Raw genomic sequence first — 3,200 nt, forward strand, 5'->3', positions numbered from 1 at the left:
ACTTTCAGAAAAAAGGCACAAAAAATCCGCTAGTTAACGGGAGCGGTACCGCGTTGTTAGAGGTTGTGAAGCCTCGTTGTTAGGATGGCTGTAGATGCATGCGGTGTCAATGGGGAGTTGTTGCAGGTGGGGGACGAAGCGAAAAGCTCTATAAGTTAACAATCTTCATTTGATTGAATTTAATTCATATGCAACTGTAAGCTGAGCAGACCATTTAGTTGAGGCTTGCGTATCAAGTGCCAATACATGCAAACGTACCAAGAAAGTCATACAGCGATCCTACTGCAATTTCACTTTTAACTCAGGTGAAAAGTAGGTGCCCACTTTGCCAAAAATCACTGTTTAGGAAAACTGCAAAACAAACGCGTAAAGCTTACGAACTCGCTCACATTTACCCGTTAAATCCAACGCTATTTGAGCGAAGTTTGCTAAAGGATGCTCCGACATTAAATGATGATGTTAATCACGCAGACAATTTAATCCCTTTGTGTTTTGACTGCCATGATGGCTTCGATAACCCTCGTACCTTTTCAGGGTATATGGAATTATACCATATCAAGAAAGCGCTGATTAAAGCGGATCAAAGCGTCGACACTTGGATGGACTATCAATTACGACAAGAGATTTCAAACATCATTATAAGCTTAGCTGCTGATGTACAGCCTGATGAGAGGGTTGATTTCAACTACGATGCAAAAACCATCGATAGTAAGATCCAATCTCCTTTTCCGAGGCCCTTGAAGCAAAAAATTAAAGGGTACGTTGTCGAGTATTACCCTCTAATTCGGCAATTGATTTCCAATATTGATAAAGAAAACATGGAGTTTTCTGACGTTCTCTCGATGCAAATTAAATTGTTTTATCTAGAGCAATCTAAAACGTGCGATGACCAATCTGAGATTTTTGACAAAATTGCAGGTTGGATACATTTCAAGACCAAAGCGAGTCGCCTCGAATATGCTGAGATCATAGCAGCCTTCTTTGTCCAAAATTGCGAGATCTATGAATGATTATTCCAAATAAATTCCATTCATTAGATCAAAGTATTCTAGGAAAATGTCCTATTCTGCTCAGCCACCCTGACGATCATATCTCGATCAAAGAACTGTATCGAAGAAATCGAAAAAACTTTGAAGATGTAAGTGAATTCATATTGGCCCTAGATCTTCTCTATTTAACAAGCAGAATCGAAATCGACTTTGATCTTCAGGTAGTTAAATATGCTTTGTAAACTACGTTGTAACAAATTTCGCCAACCGGAGATCAGATTTAAACCCGGTTTAAATGTAGTCTTGGGTGATGCTGAAGCTACAAACTCAATCGGAAAATCTACCCTCTTAATGATTGTAGATTTCGTTTTTGGTGGCAACGACCTACTAAAACTCAACACTGATATAATAACTGAGCTGGGAGATCACAGCTATCAGTTTTGCTTTGAGTTTGACCATAAAAAATACTTTTTCTCTCGCCACACCAACAAAAGCAAAACAGTCTATGTTTGTGACAAATATTATAATGAACTATACGCAATATCTTTAGAAGAATACACTCACAAACTCAAAAAACTATACAAAATACCAAATGAATGCTTGACATTCAGAAGTATAGTTTCGTTATTCGCAAGAATTTGGCAAAGAGAAAATTTAGACGTTTCGCGTCCTTTACATTTATCACCGGCTAGAAAATCCATTGAGTGCGTTGATTTTGCACTGAAAATTTTCAACACTTTCGATGGCATCGCACAATTATCTGAGAAGTTAAAAATTCTAAAAGATGAAAAGTCACAAATAAAAAGCGCCTTCGATGCGAGTATTGTACCAAAGATAACTAAGACTAAGTATAATCAAAATAGTGCAGAGTTAACTGATATCACATCAAAAATGGACCATATCCAAGAGAACTTGGAAAAATATGCCATTAACGTCAACTCGCTCCTTAGTGAAAAAACGGTCGAGTTGAAAGAAGCTAAAGACCATCTTTTAAATGAACTTGAGCGACAAAGTGTTAGATTGAAGAGGATTGATCGAGATCTCTCTCAAAATCGACATCTGGCAAGCATAAGTTTTGAACCTGTAGTTGAACTCTTCCCTGAAATCAACGTCAAGAAACTTCAAAAGATTGAGCAATTTCACTTTCAAATTTCCGAGATCTTAAGTGATGATCTTTCGAACGAACGTAGCGAATTACTTGAAGCAACTGAGGTTCTAAAAGATGAACTTCAGGAAATCAACGAAGAGATTGAAAAGCAAATACGCTTAGAAAAGCACGCTGCTCCAAAACCAATAGCTGAGGCTATTTTCAGCCGGGCTTTAGAGCTTTTCAAGAAAGATCAAAAATTACAATCAGAGAATAGTTTTTACGAAAGAAATAGCTTCATAAACGAGCAGATCAAAAGAACCAAAAAAGATTACACTGACGAGAAGTCTTACAGTTTGGAGCTTGTTGAAGCTGCAATAAATACATGCATAGATACCCTAGTCGATACCATCTACGGCCCAAAACGACAGCGTCCTTTTTTGGATCTATCTGAAAGTAAATACTCTTATGCGACAGTCGAGGATACCGGTACTGGCAAAGCGTACATGAACTTGGTCTTGTTTGACCTAGCCATGTTTAAACTAACAAACTTGCCCTTATTAATTCATGACTCTCTGCTTTTTAAGAATATCGAAAACAATGGCGTGAGTGGCGTTATTCCTTTTTACGAGGATGATGAAAAACAGTCTTTTGTTTCAATAGACGAAATAGAGAAATACGGACAAGCAACTGAAAAGAAGTTGTTAGAAAATTGCATCCTTAAACTCTCAAATGCCAGTGTCTTATTCACACGCGACTGGCGCAAATCATAGACTACTTAGCTTAGATCCCTGCTCGGGGCCCGGAATGTTACCTGGCGTGAAGCGCTGGGTCGTTGAGAGGCTTTTGTTTGCGGGTGTGTTTTCATGAACGTTTAGAGCACGTGAGGTTTGCTGGGTCCCGCATCAAGTGCGGGATGACGGTGTTGGGGTGTGGGATTGCTTTGCCCTTTGGCGTCATCCTGGACGAGCGGAGCGGTGATCCGGGATCCAGAGCTGCTTGTGAGGGCATTGGTGAGAGTGCTGATGAGGTGGCTGCTGGGGAGTGCGGACGATAAGAGCAGCTAAGCGTGAGGTGACGCCTCATGGGTCCCGGGTCTTCGTGTTTGTCCCGGAGAGATGGTT

Annotated in this window: 3 protein-coding genes; all 3 read left to right on the top strand. The window is 39.9% G+C overall.

Annotated elements, in window-relative coordinates; translation table 11 throughout:
- The first annotated feature begins 218 nt into the window (after positions 1 to 218).
- Positions 219 to 1,010, top strand: a complete 792-nt coding sequence (locus tag PsWM33_RS27140; RefSeq protein ID WP_153039935.1) for an ABC-three component system protein — start codon at positions 219 to 221, stop codon at positions 1,008 to 1,010.
- Positions 1,007 to 1,231 carry an ABC-three component system middle component 7 gene (locus tag PsWM33_RS28860; protein ID WP_063300387.1) on the top strand — a complete coding sequence of 75 codons (225 nt, stop codon included), beginning with the start codon at positions 1,007 to 1,009 and terminating at the stop codon, positions 1,229 to 1,231. Before PsWM33_RS27140 ends, PsWM33_RS28860 begins: the two co-directional genes overlap by 4 nt.
- 61 nt (positions 1,232 to 1,292) lie before the next feature.
- On the top strand, positions 1,293 to 2,849 hold the full coding sequence (locus PsWM33_RS12025; RefSeq protein ID WP_244276692.1) for a DUF2326 domain-containing protein: 1,557 nt from the start codon (positions 1,293 to 1,295) through the stop codon (positions 2,847 to 2,849).
- Positions 2,850 to 3,200 lie beyond the last annotated feature (351 nt).

This window comes from Pseudovibrio sp. WM33 (assembly GCF_001623165.1).
In the GTDB taxonomy this organism is placed as follows: domain Bacteria; phylum Pseudomonadota; class Alphaproteobacteria; order Rhizobiales; family Stappiaceae; genus Pseudovibrio.

Excerpts from the sequence above, each read along its gene's own strand:
- PsWM33_RS28860 (WP_063300387.1), top strand. The coding sequence starts at position 1,007 with ATGATTATTCCAAATAAATTCCATTCATTAGATCAAAGTATTCTAGGA.